The organism is Pedobacter sp. P26, from assembly GCF_050632135.1.
Taxonomy (GTDB): domain Bacteria; phylum Bacteroidota; class Bacteroidia; order Sphingobacteriales; family Sphingobacteriaceae; genus Pedobacter.
Genome location: NZ_CP192574.1, coordinates 49,176 through 73,956, shown reverse-complemented (window position 1 = coordinate 73,956; position 24,781 = coordinate 49,176). Strand labels below are relative to the sequence as shown.

17 protein-coding genes and 1 pseudogene are annotated in these 24,781 nt (G+C 37.9%); 2 read left to right on the top strand and 16 right to left on the bottom strand.

The features are described from left to right. The first annotated feature begins 765 nt into the window (after window positions 1–765). Window positions 766–879, top strand: coding sequence for a transposase (locus ACQ86H_RS00380; protein ID WP_431293468.1), 114 nt, complete (start codon window positions 766–768; stop codon window positions 877–879). 557 nt (window positions 880–1,436) lie between these two features. On the opposite strand, the gene ACQ86H_RS00375 is transcribed toward ACQ86H_RS00380, so the two are convergent. The 12 genes from ACQ86H_RS00375 to ACQ86H_RS00320 form a co-directional block, all read right to left on the bottom strand. Then, window positions 1,437–2,909, bottom strand: coding sequence for a SusD/RagB family nutrient-binding outer membrane lipoprotein (locus tag ACQ86H_RS00375; protein WP_431293467.1), 1,473 nt, complete (start codon window positions 2,907–2,909; stop codon window positions 1,437–1,439). Window positions 2,910–2,928: 19 nt separating this feature from the next. Beyond that, window positions 2,929–6,165 carry a SusC/RagA family TonB-linked outer membrane protein gene (locus ACQ86H_RS00370; RefSeq protein ID WP_431293466.1) on the bottom strand — a complete coding sequence of 1,079 codons (3,237 nt, stop codon included), beginning with the start codon at window positions 6,163–6,165 and terminating at the stop codon, window positions 2,929–2,931. 440 nt (window positions 6,166–6,605) lie between these two features. Further along, on the bottom strand, window positions 6,606–7,097 hold the full coding sequence (locus tag ACQ86H_RS00365; RefSeq protein ID WP_431293465.1) for a lipid-binding protein: 492 nt from the start codon (window positions 7,095–7,097) through the stop codon (window positions 6,606–6,608). A gap of 7 nt (window positions 7,098–7,104) precedes the next feature. Then, window positions 7,105–7,758, bottom strand: a complete 654-nt coding sequence (locus ACQ86H_RS00360; protein ID WP_431293464.1) for an immunoglobulin-like domain-containing protein — start codon at window positions 7,756–7,758, stop codon at window positions 7,105–7,107. A 20-nt stretch (window positions 7,759–7,778) separates the two neighbouring features. Then, entirely contained in the window at window positions 7,779–9,251 is a 1,473-nt protein-coding gene (locus ACQ86H_RS00355) for a SusD/RagB family nutrient-binding outer membrane lipoprotein (RefSeq protein WP_431293463.1), read from the bottom strand. An 11-nt stretch (window positions 9,252–9,262) separates the two neighbouring features. Continuing rightward, window positions 9,263–12,433 (bottom strand): SusC/RagA family TonB-linked outer membrane protein, encoded by a 3,171-nt coding sequence (locus ACQ86H_RS00350; protein WP_431293462.1) that lies wholly within the window; start codon window positions 12,431–12,433, stop codon window positions 9,263–9,265. 820 nt (window positions 12,434–13,253) lie between these two features. After that, window positions 13,254–14,681, bottom strand: coding sequence for a SusD/RagB family nutrient-binding outer membrane lipoprotein (locus ACQ86H_RS00345; RefSeq protein ID WP_138819134.1), 1,428 nt, complete (start codon window positions 14,679–14,681; stop codon window positions 13,254–13,256). A gap of 16 nt (window positions 14,682–14,697) precedes the next feature. Continuing rightward, a complete protein-coding gene (locus ACQ86H_RS00340; protein ID WP_431293461.1) occupies window positions 14,698–16,551 on the bottom strand; it encodes a TonB-dependent receptor domain-containing protein in 1,854 nt (617 codons plus the stop codon). After that, the gene (locus ACQ86H_RS00335) at window positions 16,505–17,920 is read right to left on the bottom strand and encodes a TonB-dependent receptor plug domain-containing protein (RefSeq protein WP_431293460.1); all 1,416 of its coding nucleotides are present in this window, start codon (window positions 17,918–17,920) and stop codon (window positions 16,505–16,507) included. The genes ACQ86H_RS00340 and ACQ86H_RS00335 overlap by 47 nt, the downstream gene beginning before the upstream one ends. A 964-nt stretch (window positions 17,921–18,884) precedes the next feature. Then, window positions 18,885–19,202, bottom strand: a complete 318-nt coding sequence (locus ACQ86H_RS00330; protein ID WP_431293459.1) for a hypothetical protein — start codon at window positions 19,200–19,202, stop codon at window positions 18,885–18,887. Continuing rightward, window positions 19,196–19,342 carry a hypothetical protein gene (locus ACQ86H_RS00325; protein ID WP_431293458.1) on the bottom strand — a complete coding sequence of 49 codons (147 nt, stop codon included), beginning with the start codon at window positions 19,340–19,342 and terminating at the stop codon, window positions 19,196–19,198. The genes ACQ86H_RS00330 and ACQ86H_RS00325 overlap by 7 nt, the downstream gene beginning before the upstream one ends. A 71-nt stretch (window positions 19,343–19,413) precedes the next feature. After that, window positions 19,414–21,291 carry a M14 family metallopeptidase gene (locus ACQ86H_RS00320; RefSeq protein ID WP_431293457.1) on the bottom strand — a complete coding sequence of 626 codons (1,878 nt, stop codon included), beginning with the start codon at window positions 21,289–21,291 and terminating at the stop codon, window positions 19,414–19,416. An 84-nt stretch (window positions 21,292–21,375) separates the two neighbouring features. Here ACQ86H_RS00320 and ACQ86H_RS00315 point away from each other — a divergent pair, with 84 nt between their 5' ends. Further along, the gene (locus ACQ86H_RS00315; protein ID WP_431293456.1) at window positions 21,376–22,677 is read left to right on the top strand and encodes a UDP-N-acetylmuramoyl-tripeptide--D-alanyl-D-alanine ligase; all 1,302 of its coding nucleotides are present in this window, start codon (window positions 21,376–21,378) and stop codon (window positions 22,675–22,677) included. A gap of 1 nt (window position 22,678) precedes the next feature. On the opposite strand, the gene ACQ86H_RS00310 is transcribed toward ACQ86H_RS00315, so the two are convergent. From ACQ86H_RS00310 to ACQ86H_RS00295, 4 genes and pseudogenes are all read right to left on the bottom strand, one after another. Then, window positions 22,679–23,152: a hypothetical protein gene (locus ACQ86H_RS00310; RefSeq protein WP_138819137.1), complete on the bottom strand. Its 474-nt coding sequence runs from the start codon at window positions 23,150–23,152 to the stop codon at window positions 22,679–22,681. Between the two features lie 7 nt (window positions 23,153–23,159). Further along, window positions 23,160–23,663, bottom strand: a complete 504-nt coding sequence (locus tag ACQ86H_RS00305) for a gliding motility lipoprotein GldH (protein WP_138819138.1) — start codon at window positions 23,661–23,663, stop codon at window positions 23,160–23,162. Continuing rightward, a complete protein-coding gene (ricT, locus tag ACQ86H_RS00300) occupies window positions 23,632–24,636 on the bottom strand; it encodes a regulatory iron-sulfur-containing complex subunit RicT (RefSeq protein WP_431295500.1) in 1,005 nt (334 codons plus the stop codon). The genes ACQ86H_RS00305 and ricT overlap by 32 nt, the downstream gene beginning before the upstream one ends. Then, a pseudogene (locus tag ACQ86H_RS00295) lies at window positions 24,628–24,764 on the bottom strand (PSP1 C-terminal domain-containing protein); the annotation flags it as partial. The pseudogene ACQ86H_RS00295 and the gene ricT, both read right to left, overlap by 9 nt. Between the last annotated feature and the right edge of the window lie 17 nt (window positions 24,765–24,781).

Here is a 24,781-nt window from a genome sequence, read left to right as displayed (position 1 = left end):
TTTTTATTAAATCGAGCTAAACAAACTGATTATTAGAAAAAAATGCGTAATCCTGCCATGTATACCTTACCTGCAACTAATGTGGTTCTCGAAAGCTGCATTTTTAGTTTGATATTTACCTGGGATTGGCTTATAGACATTTTGTGCCCATTATTTATTCTATGTTGATACTGCTCCGGTTGCAATAAATAGCATAGAAAGAACAATCTCTACACGAGTTTTTCATAAAAGTTAGTCTAGTTTCGGTTAATAACACAATATAGCAATTAGAAAAGCTAGATGCAAATCTCAAAAAGCAAGAAAAATTATTTTTTTTAATAAAAACTAATCAAAAAGCTTGTTTTTGACTTCCATTCACAATCTAAGCGCAATAAACTGATATGGCCTTCATTAATAAAGGGAAAAATTCATCCAAAAAGATACAATTAGATTAGAACTTTATTTAAAAGAGAGAATCACTTAAAAAAAATCTTATAGCGCAAACATTTCTTTGATAATAACCTCTTCGACTATGAATTGAGGATAACATTGTAATGATGCGGCAAATGCTTACATCTAAATTTCTGGCCTTCCAATATTAACAAGAAAGAGGCCGCGATTACACGCTAAATTCACTGATATTTACTTTATAGTTGATGAATTTCACAAGAATTCCGTCAAAACCAAAAAAACTTAATTTTAGAAAAGGTCTGCAGAAATTCTCCTAATGACTGAAAGCGGAGTAATCGGTATCATGCTGCCATTCCAAATTATCAACCATTGGCCATGTTCCTTAAAACCTGTTCTGCCGTTTCATGCACAGGAATCTCATTTATAGATTCTACCCTGATCAGGATCTGCAAAAACAATCGCATCAAGGCAAAAAAGGCATTTAAGTGAACTATAGAAGTTGGAAAATCTACAATGAGCTGGCCTACTGTATCTAGATTAACCTGATCATCAACGGCAGGGGAGAAATCTTGAATTTCGTCATCAGCCGAGGAAAAAATGAAAGACAAAGGCCTCTGAAGAGGGAAGGTTTTCTAAAAAATATCTGGAAAACGCTTTGCGGACAAGTGCCACATATCTAATCAGTTTTCGAAATCCTGTTTATTGATGGTGTACACCTGTTGAGGGCATCCGCAACAAAATAAAAAACTACCTGATGAATAACAGTTACAGGCATTTTAATAATCGAACTCAGGTTTTTATTATGTTTCTGTTTAATAGGTCAAGTTTTTATTCCCTGCTTCCCTCAGATTCCTACTCACGGAGCACGCCCTTGCTTTAAGTTAACATCCCCTCGATCAAGGCGCTTTCAGGCCTTCTGCCCTAGAGTTTGCGCCCGTTCTGGGCAAAAAAATAGCAACCGGAACAAACCGGTTGCTATTTATATGTTTATTTCTAATTTAGACGTTTAAGACCAAATTGATATTTCCAATATCAAACCATAGAAATTATTTATCCCACCAAACTGGTGTATAAATCACAATATTTCCTGGGAAGTTTAGATTTGAAGTTGATTCTGCACTTGAATAAAGCAACCTTAAAGGTGTTCTACCTGCGCCAATATTTGAACCAACAGAGGTGATAAGAAAATCTGGGTATCCTGTTCTTCTATATTCTGACCAAGCCTCAAAGCCTTGTGTTCCGCACATTGCATAATATTTCTGGGTAATAATAACTTTCACTAAAGCCTCAGAAGTTGTTGCTGCACTTAGTGCCGCCTGACCATCTGGTGCAGCTGCAAAATATGCGTCAGCATCATTAGCTGTCAATCCTGTAGCAACGAAACTCGCTCTTACTCCAGTTGTTAATAAATTAGAAACCGTACCACTTGCATAATTTCTAGCTACTGCTTCTGCTTGCAAAAATGCTGACTCAGATGCAGAAATCAATTTTACAGGAGCAGTTGCAGAGCCACTGTTCGCTGCGTTACCACCAGTTAAGGTAGAGGGAATAGAAACAACTTTAGCAACACCAGATGCAGCAAAGCTACCTTGTACTATAGAGTTCAAAGTGGTTTGTCCATCAACCAGATCATAAAACTTTGGTAACCTTTTATCGGAGTTTCTGGTAAACGCATTTACTGCAGTTGAACTGGCTACTAAATTCTGAACTTTACCTAAAGCTAACATTTCATTGTAAAGTGGATTTTCATTACCACCAATACTAGAGTATTTAATTGCTGCATCCTTAGCTAAAAACGTTGGATTGGTAGCATATAACGCTCTTATTCCTGCCTCAGCTTTTGCTGGATCAGCTTTTACAATTCTAAGGTATGCCCTAAGTTTTAGCGTGTTGGCAAACGCTTGCCAGCTTGGAATATCTCCTTGGAAAATAATATCTTGTGCACCTGGAGAAGTTGATGAAACCTTTAATAAAGCAACACCTTTATCGATATAATTGAAGATACTATCATACACAAGCGCTTGTGAATCATATTTTGGCGAACCATAAAGGCTAGGATTTAAAGCCTGAGATAGCGGCACATCGCCAAAAGCATCAGTGGTAAGCTGGTAAGAATAAGCTTTAAGGATGTAAGCCATGCCTTTCATGTATTCTAAGCTTGAACCTTTACTGTTGATAATCAGATTACAGTTAATTAATGCATTCCGATATAGTGTTAACCAAGGTCTGTCAAATGCAGTATTGGCCAGGTTATATTGATCAATTGTTTTATACTGTGAACTGTTTGGACTCTGTGTCCAGTATTGGCTCCACATACCTCCATAAACCTGGAAACTGTTACCAACAATCTGCCCTACTGCAGCCTCTACAGTTGGAAGCAATAAAGATGGTTCCGCAGTATCCGGGTTATTTGGATTTGCATTGATATCCAAAAATTTCTTACATCCTGATATACTCAGTATGCCAACAAGTAATATCAGCAAAAGCGTATATTTTGATTTTTGTATTTTCGTTTTCATATTGAACTACTTTAATTTGTTAAAATGTAACTTTAAGGTTGATACCATAATTACGAACCGATGGCTGCGCAGTAAAGTCAAATCCTTGAGTATTTCCAGCACCTGCTGAGTTAATTTCTGGGTCAGCAAACTGATTCTCACTAGCTGTCCACATAAATAAATTATTTCCATAAAGACCTACGGCTATAGAACTGAATGGCAGGCGTTTAAGCTGAGCTTTGTTAAAGGCATAAGAAAGACTAGCAGAACGTAATTTTACGAAAGAGCCATCAACTATACCAAAGCCCGCTGGTAAGCTACCACCATAATAATCTTGTTTAACATAACCCACAGTTGTATTTGGAACGAATGCCCCGGAAGCGTCCTGATAAACAGAATTAGGCCAGATTTCTCCAAATCTATTTCCACCGGTTTCTGCGGAAGCACCGACAAAGGCTAACGTTGATCTTGTTCTAGAATAGAATTTCCCACCTTGTTTAGTATCAAACAGGACATTCAAAGACAATTGTTTATACCTAATACTAGTACCCCATGAAGCCTGATATTTAGGATTGTAATTGCCCAGATATTCTGCTTTAGAAGTACTCAACGGCATACCTGTTGTTTTGTCAACAACAGTTCTTCCCTGATCATCTTTTAATGTAGTAACACCATAAAACTCACCGTATGGTTTACCTACCGCAGCAACGATCGACATTCCAGAGAATCCACCCACTACAAACTGATCAATCCCAGGCATTAGTGAAACTACTTTGTTGTTGTTTTTAGTAAATGATCCGTATAAACCCCACTCAAAATCAGCAGATTTTAATACAGTTCCTCTTAAGCTTAACTCCACACCTTTATTTTGAACTTCACCCGCGTTAACTACGCTGAATCCGTAACCTGTTGAGTTAGGAATCGGAATGGCCAAAATCTGATTTTTAGAATTGCTTTTGTAATAACTTGCATCTATCGTGATCCTGTTATTTAAGAAGCCTAAATCTGCACCAATTTCAAAAGCTGTGGTAATTTCAGGCTTAAGATTTACATTACCTAAGGTTGAACCTGGTGTTAAGGCGGCAACGTTACCAAAAGGAAAGACCGTGCTTCCAAAACTACCGTTTATAGTCGTTTTTCCATAAGTAGATAGCAACTGATAAGGATCGGTATCATTACCCACCTGAGCCCAGCTTGATCTTAATTTCCCATAGTTTAAAACACTTGATACAGGCGAGTCTTTAAGTAATTCGGTAAAAACGAAAGAGCCACTTACACTTGGGTAAAAGAATGAATTATTACTTTTTGGTAATGTTGAAGACCAGTCATTTCTTGCTGTAGCCTCTAAAAACAAGAAATTTTTATAAGATAAGTTCAAATCGGCATAAAGACCAATTAGTCTTCTTTTTGATAAATTATCTGCAATAATGTTTATCGGCCCATTACTGTTTGACAAATTGTACCACCCTGGAACTACTAAACCACCAGATGTGTTGGTAGCAGAACTAAGTGTATTTGTTCCTCTTTGTCTGATGTTATTACCCACCATTAACGATCCCTCAAAATCCTCGTTAAATTTATGTTTAGCGGTAACCATAAAATCATGAACCAATTCGGTAACATTATATTGATCTATTTGATAGGCACCAACATTGGTTCTGGTATTATTCCCTGCATATTCTGCAGTTTGATCTATGTCAACAAAGCTATATTTAGGAGATATTGTTCTTCTTCTGTCCGAATAGGTATCAATACCAACTCTTTCCTGAATATCCAGCCATTTTAATGGTTTATAATTTAAATTAAAGTTACCTGTAACTCTGCTCACATCATCGTAGTTTGCAAAATTTTCTAGTACCCAGTATGGATTTTGAGTGTAAGTTCCGTAATATCCATAAGAATTAGGATGTGGAATACCTGCCGCATCGGTATAACCGTAACCATAATATTTATTATTTAAATCTCTTAATGCAGGTAAATCAATATCCCTGGCAGTTTGTAACACATTATTAAAAACAGAAGCAGCGCCTTGACCACCTCCAACTTGATTAGCATCAATTCTATTATAATTGAAAGATATTCCAGCCGTAAGTTTGTCAGCTAAATCAGCTGTTCCATTAAATCTAACGCCGTATTTATTATATTTATCTTTGTTGGTTGGAAATACTCCATCAGAACTAAGTGCATTAATGCCTAAATAGAAGGTAGTGCTTTTTCCACCACCAGAGATACTGACACTATTATCTGTTGCAAAGCCTGTATCAAAGAAATCCCGGACATTATTTGGAAGAGCAGAGTAAGGTTTTGTTAATCTAACACCGTCAATTTGTTGTCCCCATCCCTGAACAACTCCAGTAAATGGAGCACCCCAGCTTCCGTTTTCTTTAAGATCGGTTACAAACGTAGCAGATTTTCCATCTGGAGCAACAACATCGTAATAACCTTGACCATACTCATTTTGAAGATCAGGTAGTTTAACTACGTTTGAAAAAGTATTAGAGGTAGTAAAAGTGATGGTTGCTTTTTCTTTTGATCCTTTTTTGGTTGTAATGATCAAAGCACCATTGGATGCCCTAGAACCATAAAGTGCAGCGGCAGCAGGGCCTTTTAGCACTGTTACAGACTCGATATCATCAGCAGCTAAATCATTACCACGGTTACCAAAATCAACACTCGACAATACTGAAGCTCCACCAATAACACTTGAGTTATCAATAGGAACCCCATCAACCACTATTAACGCCTGGTTAGATCCAGAAATAGACGACCCACCTCGTAGTACAACTCTCGCCGAACTTCCTGGAGTATTCGAAGTAGAAGTAACGTTAACACCAGCCACTTTACCTGCTAGAGAACTAATTGCACTTGGGCTTCCACCAGAAGTTAATTCAGTATTGTTTAAAGTTGGAGCAGAATAACCTAAGCTTCTTTTATCTCTTGAAATGGAGTTTGCCGTCACGACAACATCACTTAGTACCTTCGAATCGGATACCAAAACTACATTAATTGAATTTGAAGTGCCAACAGCTTTAGTCTCCGCAATGTAACCTATATAAGAGAATTCTAATGTTGTTGTACCTGTAGCAATTTTAATGGAATACTTTCCATTAGCATCTGTAATGGTACCTGCTTGGGTACCTTTTACTTTTACGCTTACTCCAGGTATCGGCAGCTTGTCGTCTGAAGAAGTTACCGTACCAGTAATTGTTCTGTCTTGAGCCATTGCAGCAGATGCAACAAACAAAAGTATGAACAAACTTTGTAGAAGTTTTTTCATGAAATTTAAATTAGTTAATGATTATTTAATTAAGCTGCTAATATAATAGAGCTGAGAAACAATTTAACAAAATTTAACAAATTCACAATATAATGACTTTGTTTTGACAATAATATTGTCTTATTAAAAAGGCTGTTTTGGGGAAATTTTCTACAGAACATCGAAAATTTTCGATTAATTAGTAATATTTTAACTCTTTATAAGCCGAATTTATCCTTTAACGATCATAAAAATTATTATATGGATCTAAAAAAACTGTGCCAAAAAATCAATATTATGTAAAATATACAACTATTACCAAAAAAAGAGACTGCCCTTTTAGCGACAGCCTCTTGATTTTAACAAATTGCTCATTAACGAGCTCTATAATAACACGTTATTTAAAGAAGGTCTTCCAAAAATCCAGTTTTATGATAACCCATTATTTAGTTGGGTTAAAGTTAATGATCGTCTCCAACAAACTTGGTGCGGTGGTAACCCTTAAGGTGATAAACCGTTCCTGGATCATCCGAAAATTCAACATCCAATGCGATAGCATCAGTTGTTGCTTTAGATGATGGCCCTACGGCTCCATTTGGCGTTACTTTTCCGTTGGTTACTGTGAAAGTTGGAGGAGTAGAATATTCATATGTCCCTACATTAACAACTTTTTGTCCAGTAAAGGTTTTGTTATCCAGATTTACACTCACCTTACCAAAAACAGTATTGTCAGCATCACCCTTTAAATTTGTAAAATTTAACCACATTTGGCTTAATGAATTATCAGCTGTATTATAGGTAGAAATGCCATAATAATCACCTTCACCATCAATCTGCACCCACCATTCGCCAGACAGATCTTGTACTGATGTACCACCAACAGGTTCGTCCTTTTTACAAGCAGATATGCTTAGTACAAAAAGGGTTAGTATATAAAAATATTTTTTCATCATTTTATAATTATTGTTTAACAAAGGTTCTAACTGCCGTACCATAACCTGGATTCTCTACTGCCCAAGAATAATTGCCAGAAACTAAATTTTTACTTTCTGTATTTGATCCCCAGGGACCGCTATCGGTATTTTGTTGTGGAATGTCAATTACGCTGCCTGTAGGGTTTATTGCAATTACATTAACGGCTGTGCCAGTTGGTGCACCGCCTGGATTATTCACCAGGTAGGCGCCAGGTGCTAATTTGGTCCATTTTGAAATGGCTCCTGTAGCAGCTCTTAAATAATCCCCTGAAAAATCGTTAGCTAAAGCATCGGCTTTAGTATCGTAAACCACAACCGATCTGGTTGTTGTGGCCGAAAAACCATCGGTATTTGTAGCCGCATAGGTAATTAAATATACACCTGCATTAGCTGTATTTGGTAATCCCGTAACTTTCACTTCGATGTTGCTTGCACCTGCCGCAGCTGTTGCGCCTGCATCAGTATAGGTTGCACCTTTTGCTACTGCTACATATTTATCACCTTTCATGGTAATTATTGGGAACACCGTTATTTTAGAAATACCTACATAACCTTCCGGATAATCAAAGGACTCTTTTTTGCAAGAGCTATAAGTCATGCTTATAACCCCCAATATGATTATTGTTAAATATCTTTTCATCTCTTTATCAATTATAAACACTATTTACCCCACCAAACTTTTGTTGTAATTGGCACCTCTGCAGGCGTGTTGCTATTTCTATCTCTTGATGATGCAGGAAATACCAAACGTTTAGGGAACAAACCAGCAGTAACACCATTTTTTGAATATACCCATTGACCTGCCAAATAATTATCATCAGTAGAATATACAGTACTTATTCTAGGATAACCGGTACGCTCCTGCTCAAAAAAGGCTTCCAGGCTATGTGAGCCTGCAAAAGAGGCCCATTTCTGAACAACAATCTGTTCTAATTTTTGCTCAAAAGTACCTGTTGAATACACCAAATATGGAGCAGGAATTGTTCCTACAGCTAATCCAACTTGTGCAAAAGCTTCTTTAACACCATTTTGGTACATTGCCGCAGCACCCGTTCCTCCAAAATAACGTTCTAAAGCCTCGGCCTGCATCCAATAAGATTCTGCAGCAGAAATAAACCAAACCGGATCTTTTGCTGTTTGTGCAAAAACGGTTGCGCCTGCATAGGTAGGCTGTTCAATTGCAGTAGCAGTATAATCACCTTGATTCATGGGTACCGGGTTAGCTGTTCCAAAATAATAATTAACCCTTGGATCACTGTTTTCCACCAACCAGCTGGTAAAGGTTTTACTTGCCCTTAAATTGGTGGTAGTATTTAAACGACGAACGTTGTATTCATAAAAAGGATTACTGTTATCAGGTGCATCCTGAAATGTAGCAATGCCTGCGCCGGTAGTTAAAAAGTTTGCACCATCAGTATACAGTTTAGTAATGCCGGCCTGTGCTTCCGCAGGTTTTGCATTAACCATCCTCAAATACATTTTCAACTTCAGGGTGTTTGCAAATTTAGTCCAAAGGTCCATATCACCACCAAAAAGAAAATCTGTTTTTATCTGGTCGCTATTTAATGGAGTGCTTAAATAATCTTTGGCCAGGGCTGCATTTATTTCAGCAAGCAAACCTACATAAACGGTATAACCATCATCAAATTTTGGCTGCAGGTTATCAAGGCCCTTTAATGCTTCCGTGTACGGAACTTTATCGTACAAATCTACTAATACCTGATAGGTATAAGCTTTCATTACCGTGGCCATTAAATTATAACGCCAATCACTTCTGGCTACAGCTAAATTTATAGCCAATTGATAATCGGCCAAAGCACCAGAAAACAGTTCATTATAACTGCCATTCAAATCGTTACGCGTTAGCGCATAAGCATCAATGGTTTTGTACTGGTTTGATGCATTTGCCTGCGTGTAATACTGCGACCATATACCGCCAAGAATAGTAAGTTCACCACCAACACGTCCTGCTGTAGAAGCCACTGCCGAAGGAAATAATACTTCAGGGGTTGTGGTTTCAATTAGGGGGTTATTTGGACTTACATTAATATCAAGTGTTTTCTTACATCCAAAAGCAAGAAACACTATTGCTGATAACATCAGCGCTTTATATTTTATATGATTATTTTTCATTACGAGGGAGATTAAAATGAAACTTTTAATGATGCGCCAAAGAACCTAACCGGAGGAGCAGTTCTAAACTCACCAAATTCACTTCCTAAATCATTTCCAAAGTTAGAAACCTCTGGATCGATGGTCTTGTTTGTTTTAGCCAGCCAGGTGATTAAATTTCTTCCAAAAACAGACACACTTGCTCTTTGTGCACCTACTTTACCCACAATAGATTTAGGCAGATTATAACTTAAAGTAGCTTCTCTTAATTTTAGAAAAGACCTGTCTAAAATACGGTTGGCATAAGCATCGGCCTTGTTTGATGTGGTGTAATAGAAATCATCTGTATTGGCTTCTGTTATTGGAGCGGTATTTTCTACATAAGTACCATCTGCTAATTTCTGAACCGAATTAGGAACAATAAAAGGACGGCGGTCGTTATAAGTCGTTTTTGCATCAGCACCTACGAAGTTCAATAAATCAGCCGTTCCAGAATAGAACACACCACCTTTATGCCAGTCTAAGGTAAATGAAAGTGAAAAGTCTTTATAACGAAACTGATTATTTAATCCCATTACGAAATCAGGAAGTGTAGTGCCAAAGCTTACATTTTCAGAAGAGTATACAGGATAGCCGTTTTTATCTACAATTACCTGTCCACTTGGGCTATAAGTTCGTGTAGGAGCTTCAATAATACCCAGTGGCTGACCAACACGGGCTACAAATTGTGCATCGTAAGCCGAATTTAAAACTACTTTATCTAATCCGATCGGAAGTTCGGTTACTTTACTGTTTTCTTTTGTAAAGGTATAATTTAAGGTCCAGTCTATATCTGTTGTTTTAATCGGTTTGATATTTACAGCAAGTTCTATACCCTTATTACGAACCGAACCAAAGTTTACGATGTAAGAAGAATAACCTGTTGCCGGATCGATAGGCAATGGAATAATCTGATCTTTTCGTAATTTATTATAATAAGTTGCATCAATGCCGATACGGTCTTTTAAGAACCTGATCTCTGCACCTAACTCTACCTCTTTAACGCGCTCAGGCTTGAAATTATTGCTGTTCAACTGGTTAGAAATCGAATAACCCGCCACCCCGAAAAGAGGGAAAGTCAAGGTTCCAAAACCCAACGGAGATGATGTTCTGTTAGCGGTATTAAATACACGGTAAGGATCGGTATCACTACCTGTTTCACCGTAACTCGCTCTTAATTTTAAAAAGCTGATTGGTGTTTTAGTTAAATCGATAGCCTGAGAAGCAATGAAAGCTAAACTGGAAGCAGGGTAGAAGTAATTGTTATTGCTCTGAGGAAGTGTTGACGACCAGTCGTTTCTTCCTGTTAAGGTTAAATACAAATATTTGTTATAACCTAGGGTTGCAGAGGCATAGGCACCGAATAAACGGCGGTGAGATTCTGCATTGGTTGATGTTGGTTTATTTGCAGAGTTATTGATCTGATAAAAACCTGGTATCGCTAAATCTTCAATACGGGTGCTTAATATTCTTGAACCACGATCATTATAATTCACCCCAATTAAACCATCTAAATCGAAATGACTATTTAATTCCTTATTAAATAAGGCATTAAATTTTGTATCGTATTCAAAAGTTTTTACAGATCCTTCGACTACATCACCAGCATCCTTTGCTCTCGCAGACCCCTCGATGTTACCGCCAGCATTATAACTGCCTACACTTGGTGCATTTTTATTATGCCAGATTTTGCTTATAGCATTATCAACATCAGCACCTTGCTGGAATTGAAAACTTAACCAATCTGTTGCTTTATAATTTAAATTAATGTTACCATACAAACGATCACTCTTGTACCTACTTCCATTTTCGTAAAGGGCATAATAAGGGTTTTCTGCATACGGGGTAAAATAATTATCTACATTAAAAAATTTGTTTTTATAATCCTGAAAGTCTTTAATCGGAATATCTCCGGGGATCTGTAGTATTTCTTCGTAAAATGAAGATCCGATACCTGAATCACCACCACCTTGATTGATAAATTTAGTGGTTTTACCAACATAGTTTAAAGAGGCATCAGCGGTGAAATTTCCGTACTTGGTTGATCCCTTTAAGGTAAAATTATTTCTTTTGTAAGAATCGTTGTCTGATGGAAGATAACCATCGCTATAAATATTACCATAAGAAAAATAAGCCGTACTATTCTCATTTCCTCCGCTTAATGCGATATTGTTATTTAATTCGATACCTGTAGTTAATGCATCCCTCACATTGTTTTTAATGAAAGAGTAAGGTTTCAACAACTGAGAGTTATCAACTATAGCACCCCAGGTCCTTAACTGTCCGTCATATTTTGGGCCCCAGTTACCGTTTTCAGAAGGAATATAAGTACCATCCCAACCTTGCCCAAACTGATCCTGTGGCTTATAAATAGAGGCAACATTAGTTAAGGTAGTTGAGGTAGAAAGGTCTACCTTCAACTTACCAGCAGCTCCTTTTTTAGTGGTTACAATTAAAATACCATTCGATCCGCGAGAACCATATAATGCTGTTGCTGCAGAACCCTTTAAAATACTGATGCTTTCGATGTTGTTAGGATCAATGTCGTTTGCATTGTTACCAAAATCATAATTGTCATTGGAACCTGCAGTTGAGTTATCCAAAGGCACGCCATCCACAACATACAAGGGCTGGTTACTGCCGGTTATTGAAGAATAGCCCCTTAAAATAACCTTGGTTGATCCACCCGGTGCACCAGAAGTATTAGAAATGTTTACTCCTGCAACCTTACCCTGCAAACCACCAAATAAACTTGCTGGTGCAGAAGCATTAACTTCAGCTGATTTAAAAGTGCTCTGGGAATACCCTAAGGTTTTTGTAGCCTTATTAACTCCTAACGCTGTTACCACAACCTCGCCTAAGGCTTTAGAATCAGTAGCTAGAACAGCATTAATCACACTCGAGCTTCCGATTGGGCGAGTTTGAGTTGCAAATCCAATTGATGAGAACTCGATTGTTTTGGCATTTGATGAAACTTTGATGGAGAACTTTCCATTCGCATCAGTAGAGGTACCACCAGCGGTCCCCTGAATTTTTACGCTTACGCCAGGAATTGGTAGCTTGTCTTCTGAAGACGTAACTGTTCCTGTGATTGTTCGATCCTGTGCCATTGCGCTCACCGCGAAAAACAGGACAATGAACAAACTCTGTAGAAGTTTTTTCATAGTAAATAGGTTAGTTAATGTGTAAATAAAGCACTAAATTAGAGTTAGTTAATTCTTGAAGCAAATTTATTTTAACCTTTTTTAACTTGCAGCTCCCTAAGCCCCCTTAAGGCCTATTTCTTAACCGTAACTTTTTTGCTAATCATAAATTTGACTAAAAAATTACTAACTACAGCTCATTTTTAAAGTGCTGTTTTAATAAACTGACAAAAATTATATTCCTGAATAAGGTTTTTCTCTACCAAGAGTTTCTAAAAAAGGATATCAGCCAAATAAACTACTTGGCCACGCCCGAAATCTTGTACACCGATAAGGAGACCAGTTTTAAGCTCTTCTCTTGCTTTTGTACCCACTGCACCGGCAATGAACTTTTGTAATTTTATTTAAACATGCATTCAAACCTTTAACCAAAGGCTCATAGAGCTTATGGTCTGTTTTTAAGTTATAACAGGTTTTACGTTGGCCATAAGAAGAGGGGGGACTTGAATCAAGATTGATCCGATAAATTCCAGCCGGCATTGTGGTTTCGAAATCGTCTTTAACGATTAATCCATATATATTTATAAGAACCTACGCTTTATATTATAAGTGTAAATCAGTTATCAGAATTTGAGGCTCTAATAAAATTTAGCCAAAACCGCAATCGGCTGCAGGAAAATTTTCTCCATCAGGCTCCCGAATAAATAAGGGGCTGCCCAAAAAGATCGGACAGCCCCTTTAACTTCTTATAAATTAAATTATAGAAAGTGCTTCTAAAACGGGGGTAATATAACAGAACCTCTTAAAAGTGCATTTCTACTATCAAAACGTCATTTCATTTCTAAAATTTATCCCAGAATAATTTTGTGGTTACAACATCTCCTCCAATTGCACCAGAAGCCTGACTATAATTACTGCCATTTAATTGCTGTTCATTGCTTGGATAGCTAAGTCTGTTTGGAAAACCAGATTTAGCTCCTACTGGTGCAGTAATTTTTGGAAAATCCAATCTTCTTAACTCTGTCCAACAATTAAAAGGCCTGTTGTAAAGAGCGATCCATTTTTGGACCCCTATTTTTTCTCTCCATGTACCAGATGCCGTTGTATAGGAAACCTGTGGATTTGCCAGATAAGCGGATGCTTGTGTAGCAGTACCTCCCCAATATAAAATCGATGCCGTAATCGCATTATTATAATGCGTTTCTGCATTACCGCTAACAGCATATCCTCTTTCAGCAGCTTCTGCTCTGTTAAATTCAGTTTCTGCATAATCCATCAGCAAAGTTTGCGCATCAGGAGCATAAACCTTAGGTCCAGGTTTAGAAACAGCAGATATCGTATTTACCTGCCCAACTATACCGCCAACATAGGCACCGTTTGCATTGGTACCAAAATACTGTGGCAAACGAGGGTCTGCCAGCGCTAACAATTTGTCTACCAAATCTTTTGCGCCCACATAATCACCACGCCCACCTGTTACAATATCAACAAAAAGTGGATTTTGGTTTGGTGCACCTGCCAGATATTTAAATGCTGCATTATCCACATCAGCAGAAATTGCACCTGCATCTGATGCTTCGACAGCAGCTTTGGCAATTGCATTCTCTGCATCAGCTAAAATTAAAGCTTGTTGCATCCGCAAAGAATTACCAAATTTTATCCATTTTGAAATATTACCCTGAAAAACAAGGTCCTCACTTGAAGAAAACCCTGCACTTGCGGTATTGAGTTGGGCAATGTCAGTATTTAGCCTTTTCAATAGCTCTAACGAAATCGTTTTCGCATCATCATATTTCGGAAAAAGATTTTGTTGATCTAATGCCTGGCTATAAGGAACGTTGCCAAAAGTATTAACCAGTGTACTAAAGGCCAACACCTGCATGATATCAATAATTGCCAGTTGATTCGATTTTATACCAGCGTTTAACGTACTGTTAGCCTTTATGATGTTTGATGATTCGGTTAAATTTTGGAGCACTTCTCTATACATCGTAGTCCACCACGCTTGAGGAATATTTCTGGTACCGAAGTCGTACTGGGTTTCATCCTGATACGTTACCATTGCCCATTGACTTGTAGTGAATCTGAAAACATTGTTGTTAACACTAGCACTCGTGACAACATCGCTGTAAGATTTGGTTGCGAATGAAAACAAAGTCGCAGCAGGAACCTCCGATGGCCTTTTGGTATCAATATTAAGTGATGTAATATTCTTTTTACAAGCTGCGAAAGAAACGAGCATTGCAAAAAATATGATTGATTTTTTCATTTTATTATCGATTTAATTAGAATGATAGCTTTGCATTAATCCCTATTGTTCTGGTTGTTGGGTATGCACCACTTTGTATCCCCTGCGCATTTCCGGAAGACAAATTCTCTTCCGGATCTGAATAAGGGAGATTTTTATGTATAATCCATAAATTTCTTCCAAAAACAGAAAGATCAATCCCTTTAACGGGGCCCCATTTTGAAATCATGGCTTTAGGAAAAGAATAAGTTAATGTAGCTTCTCTTAATTTTACATAACTGGCATCGTATGAAAATGCAGATTGCGGAAGGGTAGGAGAATTGGCATCTATCACGACACGTTTAGTATTAACCTGACCGTCTTCTGTTACGCCATCCAAAATAACACCTCCGCTGTTTCCACTATTGGTTACCGGATTCCTTACCGGATTACCCAGATCGTTTAAACCAACTGTATTTGGTAAAATACCGGTATAAGTAGCATAAAATTGGTCTAATGACCAAACATTGCCCCCGGAACGGACGTCAATTAAAAATCCTAAGGATACGTTTTTGTATTTAAAGCTATTATAAATACCCCCAATCCATTTTGGGTTAATATTGCCGATAACGTTAGTTGTACTAGATGTTATTTTATAATATCCATCTGCACCAATAATTTTTTGTCCGTTTGCGTTATAAACATAATCTTTGCCCTGAATGGTGCCATACGGCTGACCTAAAGTAGCATTAACACTTATACCTGCCTGAAAGCTAGCCAACTGCAAGTTTTTGCTATCATTATACAATTCCAAGACCTTACTGTTGTTTTTTGTCCAGTTGATGTTAATATTCCAGGAAAAATCTTGTGTTTTAATTGGTGAACCATACAATGAAACCTCGACACCATTATTTCTTATCACACCGGCATTAACATAGGTATTGGTAAAACCTGTTGCAGCAGAAACCGCAACGGGTATAATTTGATTTTTTGTTTTTGTCAGGTAATATGAAGCATCAAAACCGATGCGGTTATCCAAAAATGCCATATCTAAACCAATCTCGCTGCTTTCTGTCTTTTCGGGTTTTAATGAAGGATTATTTGTAGTAAAAGGATATGCAAATAAAATGCTTGATCCAAATAGATTTTGAGAGGTATAAACATTTTTGGTACTTCCCCAAGGGGCATCGTTTCCAACTGTGGCATAGTTGACACGTAATTTTCCGGATGATATCCAGTCAACTTTATCCTTTAGTTGCTTAGAAAACAACCAGCTGCCAGCAACCGAATAATAGTTATATGCATTTCCGCCTTCTGGCAAAGTAGAAGATTTATCTCTTCTAAAAGTACCTTCTAATGTTAAAGATTCATTATAGGTCAGTGTGGCTCCACCAAAAAATCCGTCAACTTCTTTAGGCTGATAGTTTTCTATAGGGGCTGCTACAGCACCAACAGAATTAGAAATACTATAAAGCCCTGGCACAATAAGTCCACCATTTGTTGTGGAAAAAACGCTATTCAACAAACTCTTTCTGATATTACCTCCAAGCAATGCTTTCAAATTCAGGTCCTTCGTTACATTTTTATCAAAGTTTGCAATAAGGTCAAAATTTGTTTCGTTGAACGACCTGTCCGTGCGGGCATAAGAAGCTGCTCCCTGACTTCCTACGGCAACCCTTTCTTCCTGAAATTCATTGTAATTATCTAAAGAAACACGTCCGAGAATATTTAGCCAGTCAGTTGCCTTATAATTTAAGGACGCATTCCCAAAAATCCTGCTCCTGGTATCATTTTCATAATTCTGGTACCTTGTCCAATAATAATTATCAGTATATTTAGGTACCAGGCCTGCAGGCGTAGAAGGATCAGCCCAATTCCATGAAACATTTTTGCTTATTCCTAAAGTAAGCATCCTTTTGAGCCATCATATCAACATTGGTTTGATACCATTGCCTAAAATTTTGGTTCACATTTAACCCACTATATCCTGACCCATATCTACCCAAACCCTCAACTTTTGAATAATTCGCAAGTGCCGATGCAGTTAACCGATCGGTAATTTGGTAAGTAGAGCCAAAATTCAATATATTTTTAATGATTTTACTATTGGGTAACGTTCCACGGTCATCACTTCTGGTATAGCCGAGCTTGATTGTTCCTTTATCAGATGCACCATCAAATATTATATTATTGTTATTAGAAATTGCGGTCTCATAAAATGTTGATGGATTATTTGCGGCAGCAACCCACGGTGTTTTTTTCTTATAATTAGGAGAGTATGGATCAAAGGCATCCCATTGATACACCAGTAGGTTTGGATCAAATTTAGCTCCGTAAGATGCATCTTCAGAAGTAGGAACAACCTTTTCCTTAACACCATTACCCTGAACATCAATCAATAAGAAGCCATCTCCACTTTCATATCCACTTGAATACCCGGCACCATACTCCGTTTGATACTCCGGAAAAGTTGATTTATCTATTGTTCCGACGGTTAAACCACTATTAATCGTAATCCCCATGCCTTTACTCTTCCTGCTTTTTGTAGTAATCATAATTACACCATTTGCTCCTCTGGAACCATAAAGGGCACTTGCTGCAGCTCCCTTAAGCACGTTAACCGATTCTATATCGTCAGGATTGATATCTGCTGCCGCATTTCCATAATCATAACCACCCCTCCCTGTTCTCTGGTTAGTAGAATTATTGTTTGAATTGTCAACCGGAACACCATCCACTACAAATAATGCCTGATTATTCCCTGTTAAAGACTTATTTCCTCTAATTACAACATTGGTTGATCCACCAATTGCATTGCCTTGGATAATCTGCAAACCAGATACTTTGCCTGATAGCGCAGACGCTGCGTTTGATGACCGTGTTTGTGTAAGTTCTTCACCCTTTACCTGCTGCGCCGCATAAGACAGGGTATTTTTCCTCCTAACCTGGCCCAAAGCAGTTACCACAACTTCATCCAAAGCCTTAGCATCTGAAGATAAGACAGCATTGATTACATTTGAACTTCCAATGGGTATGGATTGAGTCGCAAAGCCGATTGAGGAAAATACAATAATTTTAGCGTCTGGTGAGGCTTTAATGGAGAACCTTCCGTCAGCACTGGTTGAGGTGCCCCCTGTGGCTCCCTGAATTTTTATGCTTACTCCAGGGATTGGCAGTTTGTCTTCTGAAGACGTAACTGTTCCGGTGATAGTTCGATCCTGTGCCAATGCCGCCAAGGCAAAAAACATACAGATGAACAAACTCGGTAAAAGTTTTTTCATGGTCAAGAATAGGTTTAGTTAATGATTCGCCTAATTTAAGCGTTAATATTCGGGTTAAAAAGCTTTTTCAAACAAATATTTAATAAAAAATCATAAAAAAAATAAAAACCTGACCTTCAGACCAATAATCAGCATTAAAAACCGAAATTATTTAAAATAAAAACATAAAAAAACATATATTAATTAATAATTAATACAAAAATTGATTTTATTTTTAAATAATTTAGAATTAAATTAAAAATAAAGCCAAAAAACACAAAATAATAATACAAAAAATGATTTTTAATAAAAAACAAATTAACATTAATAAATTTCGAATAAAAAAACACAGACGATATTCATGAAAAAACCATAAAGAATAGAAAACTAAAAGAAAAACATACTTATAACATGCTGATAAGTTTAAAAAGACTATACAAAAACTTAAATAGGTTTTATTTAGCTGAAAAATGGTGAGATTTCAATTATATACTTTTGTAGTTAACACAGGAAATCATAACAGGAATGGTGGTTAGGATTAAAAGCCATGCCTGCCTGGAGAGTATCTTTATCTCAAAACTTCACAAACCGAACAAAAAGAAAAATGATATTATATTTCCAGCCTGAATACTCATGCCGCAGGGATAGCTGGCGCGGTTCGTTCCCACCCGAGGATTAAAAATTCACCGCATTTACTGTTTGATGTTGGCTTCCAGCAAGATAAAATTGACATCACTAAAAGCCTATTTAAAATTAAATAAAATTTATTCCGTATGTCAGTCTGAGCGTAGCCGAAGACCATTCCAACACATTAATAAAGCAATCGACTACGCTCTTGTGATAGCAAAAGGCCATTTATATTTGTTAAAAAAATTTAAACTGACTATATGCTGCATGCACTAATAACTACAAAACAGGATATTTCCGAAAAGCGTCTTACCACCTTCCCAAAAATTCCTGAAAAGAGGATCATTAGCCAAATAAATCACCTGGCCTCGTCCGAAATCTTGTGCGCCAATAAGAAGGCCAGTTTTAAGCTCTTCCCTTGCTTTTTGCCAACCACACCGGCCATTAAACTTTTTTCGTTAATCAACCCTACATTCCAACCTTTAACAAGAGACTCGTAGATCTTACGGTCTGTTTTTAAGCTATAATAGGTTTTACCCAGGCCATAAGAAAACGGGTGACTGGAATCAAGATTGATCTTATAAATTGCACCGGGAATAATAGTTTCAAAATCATCCTTGTCCTTATTCTTAAAAAGAAGTTTGTTTGCCTCTGGCTTTTCATCTTTTTTTACCACAGCTTCCTTCTTTTAATATCGAAGCCTTTTTTCTCAAATACACTTTCTATAGCATCTTCCATTAAGATCAACCTTCCTCCTTTATTTAGCCATACAGTTAAACCATCGCCTATAAAAGCGCTATAACTTCCATCGGGCAAAATCAAAGTGTTTACCTTATTAATATCGAGGTTATTCAGATCCTTAGTATTAATAATAATTGGGGAAAGATTTAAATCGTGTTCCAGAAAAACCAGGCTTCGCCAAAAGCGAGAGAAGAAACCTCCATACCAGATACAATGGCAATTTTAGGCTGTTTTAACAATGGATAAACGTTAGAACCAAAATCTTTTCCCTTCTCTACAAAACCACTGCTAATGGCCAGGATGGGCTTGTTCAAAGTTTTGGCAATCGATGTAACCTTATCCTTCATCCCTTTTATCAATCTTTCGTTTTCAGCCCTCAACACAATCAGGGTTCCTGCGGGATAGTCTTTACCGTTTACCGAGAATGGCTGATCGGCCTGCCTCACTTTTATATTTTCCTTTTGCAGCGCGGTTAAAACCTGAACATCTTCGCTTGTTCCCCAGCTAAATAACCAGGCTAGGGGCTTCTCAAGCTCGTGATTGATTACCTCCGGTTCTTCAATTGCCGGGAATTTTCCTTTTATACTTTCTTTACTGGCATAGCCCTTTAATCCATAAACATAGGGTAGGGCCCAGGCCGTAATGTCATAAGTATTAGAATCGGTTACAAAAGTTTGGGGTTCTAATAAAACGTTAGCCAAAACTGCTCTAGCCTGCTGAATGTTAACAATTAAATCGTTTCGGGCGATACTAAAATTTTCTTCCTTTTGGGTATCGTAATCGTAAGCTTTACCGGTTTTATCTCCACCATAAGCAAATTCGATTTTATTTTTGGTTAAGAGTCCGGCCAGTTTTTTTAAGCGCGATAAATTAGTCGCTTTTATAATATAACTTTTATAAATGCCCGGGCTATTGGCTAGTTCCTGCTGGAAATACTTTTTATACTCCGCTAATAATTTACTATGGTTTAAAGAAGTCACTTCAAGGGTCGACATTCCTGTTGTAAAGTGGTGTGCGATACGGTCTTTTAAGGTAAGCGTATCCCCATCGTTGGTTACCACTGATAATCCGGCTCTGATTCCGCCCTGCTCATAAGTCATACCGATTGATCCATTATACAAAGGGTAAGTATCGCCATAAGAGGGATAAAGCAGATCGAAACGTTCTTTAGTGAAATATTGCCAGCCTTCGGCATCAAAGTATTTGGCATTGTTTTTACCAACAACCACCTGGAAACTTTTTTGCCAGGGCGTAATGTCCTGGTGAACGGGTTCTGCCGCTGGCGCAAAATAGTAAGGCTCATTATAGCTCTGTTCATGAAAATCAACATGTACCTGTGGCATCCACTGGTTATACAGGTCTAATCGTTGCTGGCTCTCAATTTGTGTTTGCCAGGCCCAGTCGCGGTTTAAATCGAAATAATAATGGTTTGGCCTGCCACCTGGCCAGGGTTCAATATGCTCCCTGGAGGAGGGATCTGAATTAGGCATTTTCCCTACCACACTATTAAAATAGTTTACGTAACGGTCTCTTCCATCAGGATTTAAACAGGGGTCGATTACCACAACAGTATTTTTTAACCACTCGTTGGCAGGCTTGATATTGCCCGAAACCAAGGTATAGAGCATCTTCATGGCAGTTTCAGTAGAGTTTGCCTCATTGCCATGTACATTATAGCTCAACCAAAGTATAGCAGGCTGATTGGTTAGATCGACACTATTATTGGTGCCAGTTGCTAAAACTAAATTATTGCTCCTGATCTGTTCCAGTTTGGTTACATTTTCTGGCGAAGAAACAACTGCCACCATTAACGGCCGGCCCTCATTGGTTTTACCATACTCTATCAGCTTCATGTTTTTAGCAGAAGCCGCAGCGGTTTGCCTAAAATAATCGGCTACTTTGTGGTGAGGGGTAAAGTGCGAGCCGAGTTCATAACCCAAAAAATCATCAGGAGATTTTAGCTGTGCATGCGCAAACAAAACAGTACAAAGGGTGATTAGGCAGAACGTTAAGAGTCTCTTCATAGGAAAATAATTTTACCTAATGTACTAATTTTGTTTTTTGTTGGCGCGAAAGCTTAATTTTACATCATATTTTTTACGATAAGCATGATTACAACCGAAAAACTATACGATTATTACCTGGAAAACCCTGTTATCTCTACCGATACAAGAAACATTACGCCTGGTTGTATCTTCTTTGCCTTAAAAGGAGATCTTTTTAATGCCAACGAATTTGCCGCTCAGGCCATAGAAAAAGGAGCTGCATTTGCTGTAATTGATGAAGAAAAATACGCAGACAGCGATAAGTGTTTATTGGTAAAGGATGTGTTAAGTACTTTACAGGATCTGGCTCGTCATCACCGTAAGCAGCTTAACATCCCTGTTATCGGTTTAACCGGTAGCAATGGAAAAACCACGAGCAAAGAACTGGTAAATGCTGTTTTAGCCGAACGATATAAAACCTTTGCAACCTTTGGTAACTTAAACAATCACATTGGTGTTCCATTATCTATATTATCCATTACCGATGATGTTCAGGTTGCGGTAATTGAAATGGGCGCAAACCACCAAAAGGAAATAGAACTGCTCTGCACCATCGCACAGCCTACTCACGGCATTATTACCAATGTAGGTATGGCACATTTAGATGGGTTCGGTGGCTTTGAAGGGGTAAAAAAAGGCAAGGCAGAACTTTACGCTTACCTTAAACAGACCAGTGGTTATACTTTTATCAATAGGGATAATCCTAATTTGCTCGAAATGAGTACTGCTGCAGGTTTAAACAAACTGATTTATTATGGAACCGAAAATGGGAATACCATTAAAGGCGCTTTAAAAAGCAGCGATCCTTTTATTGAAGTAGACTGGACCAATCATGAGGTTTCATCATCAGTAAAAACCAATTTAACTGGTAGTTATAATTTTGAAAATATCCTGGCTGCAATTTGCATAGGAGATTTTTTCGACATGAGTCCAGAAGAGATCAACACCGGTTTATCGAATTACCAGCCGAAAAATAACCGCTCGCAACTCACCAAAACTGAAAAAAATACGGTGATCTGCGATTTCTACAATGCCAATCCAAGTAGCATGACCGCGGCACTGAAAAATATCGCCGTATTATCGTCCGGTAAAAAAACCGCTATTTTGGGAGATATGTTCGAATTAGGCCCTGAATCACCTGTTCAGCATGAACTTATTGCAAAACAGGCCAACGAAAGTGGTTTGGATCAGCTCATTTTCATCGGAAAGGATTTCTATATATTTAAAGACAATTTTAAAGGCATATTTTTCGAAACACCTGCTGAGGCTGCTCAGTATTTACAAGAAAACTCCGTTCAAGATCATTTAGTATTACTCAAAGGCTCGCGAGGAATGAAACTGGAAAGCCTGTTAAAATATCTATAGCTTATTTTGAAAATTGAATTTCATACCTCTCACCAGTAATTTCTAAAAGTTCAGGCTTCATTTTATCCGGATAGCTAATCAGCAATATTCTTTTTAAACTTTTTTGAGGCCCTAAAGTTGTTTTATTTTTTGCTGGTATTGCAACAACTGTAGCTTGGTACACAAAAGAAACCGGGTATTTTACTTTATTTACAAGATCTAATAATGAAACTTCTGAGAAATCTAAATCAACTGTTTCGTTTGTTTTATTAGTCACTTTCATCTTTACGCTAACAAAAGTATAGCCTTTTTTAGCAACTATTCTGCTATTTCCTGTGGCTTGCTGGCTTGCAGAACTCATTCCATACACTTCATATTCAATATTATTTTTGTAGTTGAAGTTGTTTTTGGCCGGGCTAAGCTGGTAGACGGTGACACATGATGAAAGTGTTAAGATTAAACCCAAAAAGATTAATCTAAAGAGAGGTGCTTTCAAGAGTTAATTAATTTTGATTGCTTAGGGATTCACTTACAGTTAAACCAACATCGCTTACGTCCAAAAGCGGATTATCGCGCATATTCTGTTCAATTTCGATCTCAAACTTCCCATTATGAGGGAAATGATAGTTGGTAAGCATAGGTAAAGTATAACTGAATACATTTCCAGATCCGCTACCCAACCATTCACCATCATTTTTGGCCAGTTTGTATTGATAACGCCGCGTTACCATCTTTTTGCCATCTTTAAAATGAACAAGGATAAAAATATTGGCGTATTTATAATCGGCGGTATGTCTAAGCTTAAAATAAATATTATAGGCCTTAGTATTATCCTTAATCTCAAATGTGGTCGAAACATGGTTACGGTAGGTCCACCTGCGGCCTGCAATTTCTACATTACTATCAATTACGCTGGATGTACAGCCCACAAATAGCGAAGTAATCAATAAAAAACCAAGCAAGAATACTTGTCTTTTATTCAGCAGCAGGTTTATTTTCTGAGCCATTATTATTGTTTCGGCGGTTATTGTTTTTCCTACGATTATTTCTGTTCTTGTTTTTGCTTTGTTCTGGCTTAGCACCTTCTACCGTAACATTTCCTTCAGCTTTAACTACAGGTTTTGGTCCTTGCAGCTGCTTTGGTTTATTATTTTGAGGTTTTGGCCCATTAACATGCTGTGGTTTCGGCACTGACTGTTGAGGCTTTTGACCTGCATTTTGTTGCGGTTTTGGTCCGTTAGGTTGTTTTCCGCCTTGCTGAGCTTTTTGCGCCCCCTGTTGAGGCTGCTGCGGCCTATTACTAGGGCCTGCATTTTTCTCTCCGGCAGGAACTCTTTCCCTTTTATTTTGGTTGTTATTGCGGTTATTTTTCTGATTGTTGTTCCTGTTCTGATTATTTTTACTACGAGAACGTTCGTCCAGTCGGGTTAAACTATCCTGACCAACTACATTTTCGTAATCGAAAGATTTTTCTACCACAACCGGCGCGGCAATCTGAACAGCTTCTTCTTTTAAGTTAGGCGCTTTTTTACCCGCCTTGTTCATCGTCATGATCTCTTTTACACGTGCAGCTTTCACCGGAATCCAGTTTTCATCCCCCTGGTAACTGAACCACATGATTTTCTTGAAAATATCGGTTTTCTGGTGACGGGCATAACCGGCCTCAGTATCCAGGTTTTCAATTCTATCGGGAATATCTTTTAAAGCATCCAGATAGGTATCCAGCTCATAGTTTAAGCAGCATTTTAATTTACCGCACTGACCAGCAAGTTTTAACGTATTTAATGATAAATTTTGATAACGCGCCGCAGCCGTAGAAACCGTTTTGAAGTTGGTTAACCAGGTAGAGCAGCATAATTCGCGCCCGCAAGAGCCAATTCCGCCTAAACGACCAGCTTCCTGACGCATTCCGATCTGGCGCATTTCAATGCGGATACGGAAACTCTCCGCCATTTTTTTAATCAGTTCGCGGAAATCCACACGCCCATCAGCCGTATAAAAAAAGTGGCTTTGGTTTTGTCGGCCTGGTAGTCTACATCGCTGATTTTCATTTGCAAACGTAAATCCAATGCCAGTTTACGGGCTTTGTGCATGGTTTCCCATTCCATCCCTTTGGCAGCATTCC

Coding starts and splice junctions, on each gene's coding strand:
- ACQ86H_RS00370 (WP_431293466.1), bottom strand. CDS start 6,165: ATGAAAAAACTTCTACAAAGTTTGTTCATACTTTTGTTTGTTGCATCT.
- ACQ86H_RS00380 (WP_431293468.1), top strand. CDS start 766: ATGTTCCTTAAAACCTGTTCTGCCGTTTCATGCACAGGAATCTCATTT.
- ACQ86H_RS00305 (WP_138819138.1), bottom strand. CDS start 23,663: ATGGCTCAGAAAATAAACCTGCTGCTGAATAAAAGACAAGTATTCTTG.
- ACQ86H_RS00365 (WP_431293465.1), bottom strand. CDS start 7,097: ATGATGAAAAAATATTTTTATATACTAACCCTTTTTGTACTAAGCATA.
- ACQ86H_RS00320 (WP_431293457.1), bottom strand. CDS start 21,291: ATGAAGAGACTCTTAACGTTCTGCCTAATCACCCTTTGTACTGTTTTG.
- ACQ86H_RS00345 (WP_138819134.1), bottom strand. CDS start 14,681: ATGAAAAAATCAATCATATTTTTTGCAATGCTCGTTTCTTTCGCAGCT.
- ACQ86H_RS00355 (WP_431293463.1), bottom strand. CDS start 9,251: ATGAAAAATAATCATATAAAATATAAAGCGCTGATGTTATCAGCAATA.
- ACQ86H_RS00350 (WP_431293462.1), bottom strand. CDS start 12,433: ATGAAAAAACTTCTACAGAGTTTGTTCATTGTCCTGTTTTTCGCGGTG.
- ACQ86H_RS00315 (WP_431293456.1), top strand. CDS start 21,376: ATGATTACAACCGAAAAACTATACGATTATTACCTGGAAAACCCTGTT.
- ACQ86H_RS00340 (WP_431293461.1), bottom strand. CDS start 16,551: ATGCTTACTTTAGGAATAAGCAAAAATGTTTCATGGAATTGGGCTGAT.
- ACQ86H_RS00335 (WP_431293460.1), bottom strand. CDS start 17,920: ATGAAAAAACTTTTACCGAGTTTGTTCATCTGTATGTTTTTTGCCTTG.
- ACQ86H_RS00375 (WP_431293467.1), bottom strand. CDS start 2,909: ATGAAAACGAAAATACAAAAATCAAAATATACGCTTTTGCTGATATTA.
- ACQ86H_RS00360 (WP_431293464.1), bottom strand. CDS start 7,758: ATGAAAAGATATTTAACAATAATCATATTGGGGGTTATAAGCATGACT.